Annotated in this window: 2 protein-coding genes and 1 pseudogene; all 3 read left to right on the forward strand. The window is 61.0% G+C overall.

Annotated elements, in window-relative coordinates; genetic code table 11:
* The first annotated feature begins 21 nt into the window (after positions 1-21).
* A complete protein-coding gene (locus tag ACIN94_RS32830; protein WP_400714952.1) occupies positions 22-276 on the forward strand; it encodes a GntR family transcriptional regulator in 255 nt (84 codons plus the stop codon).
* A gap of 143 nt (positions 277-419) precedes the next feature.
* Positions 420-569: pseudogene (locus tag ACIN94_RS32835) on the forward strand (helix-turn-helix domain-containing protein); the annotation flags it as partial.
* 45 nt (positions 570-614) lie between these two features.
* The coding region (locus ACIN94_RS32840; protein ID WP_400714955.1) for a DUF5753 domain-containing protein at positions 615-1,192 on the forward strand (578 nt) is incomplete at its 3' end.

Genomic DNA, 1,192 nt, shown 5'->3' on the forward strand with positions numbered 1-1,192 from the left:
ATGGCCGTCTAGGTTCTTTGCATGATCGAATTTGAGCGCGATCGGCCGGTATGGATTCAGGTCGCAGAAATCCTCCGCGAGAGAATCGAGCGAGGAGACTACCTGCCACGTCATCTGATCCCCTCTGAAGTCCAGATGGTTCAGGAGTTCGGCGTTGCTCGGGGAACGGCCAGAAAGGTCGTCGCCTACCTCCGAGAAGAAGGGGTGGTCTACACCGTCCCGCAGATCGGCTCGTTCGTTTGCCCACCCGCCGAGGGGGAGAACGCTAAGGGCTGACGTGGAGCAGGGATCGTTGATCGCCATGTTCGGCCCTCGGGTGCTCCGTGGAGTGGGATACAACGCATCATCGTATGCACTGCGCATCGTCGCAAGCACTATGCGTATAGAAATAATTTCTATCTCGCTGCACACTGGACGCCATGCCTACGAAGAGCCCCACTGTTCGGCATCGCCGCCTTGGCCGTGAGCTGCGACGACTTCGCGAGCAGTCAGGGCTTACCCCAGAGAGAGCGGCCCTGCAGCTCGGATGGAGCCGATCGAAGGTCAACCGGATCGAGAACGCGCGACTGCTCCCGAGCGGGGTGGACATTGGCCATGCCTGTGACCTGTACGGTGTGGACTCCTCCGCGAAGGCTGGACTGATTCAGCTTGGCAAGGATGCCGGTCAGCGCGGCTGGTGGACCGCCTACAGCGATGTGTTCACCGGGTCTTACATCGCACTCGAAACCGAGGCAGCGGTCATCCGTCAGTGGGAACCGCTGCTGGTGCCAGGCCTGCTCCAGAGCGAGGACTATGCCCGCGAGATCATCGGTGCCGTGCACCCGAGGTTGAGCGCCGCCGAGGTGAATCGCCGCGTAGATGCTCGGATGGCACGTAAGATCAGTCTCCTCGGCTCGCATGCACCAACGCTGCATGTCCTTATGGACGAAGGAACTTTGGCCCGTCCTGTCGGACAGCCAGACGCCATGACCCGCCAACTCGACGACATCCTCCAAGTCGTGAACTGGCCTAACATCACGATCCAGATCCTGCCGCTCCGGGCTGGTGCGCATGGTGGTCTGGAAGGCGCCTTCTCCGTACTCAGCTTTGACAACGAAGACCCGGACGTGGGCTACACCGAGTGCCCGAGCGGAGATGTCTACGTGGAGGCGACCGACCACGTTCAGCGTCTTATGCTGACGTTCGAGCGCCT

Source organism: Streptosporangium sp. NPDC087985, from assembly GCF_044741965.1.
In the GTDB taxonomy this organism is placed as follows: domain Bacteria; phylum Actinomycetota; class Actinomycetes; order Streptosporangiales; family Streptosporangiaceae; genus Streptosporangium.

Bases quoted from the DNA above. Each gene is read 5' to 3' on its own strand.
- ACIN94_RS32830 (WP_400714952.1), top strand. From the start codon at position 22: ATGATCGAATTTGAGCGCGATCGGCCGGTATGGATTCAGGTCGCAGAA.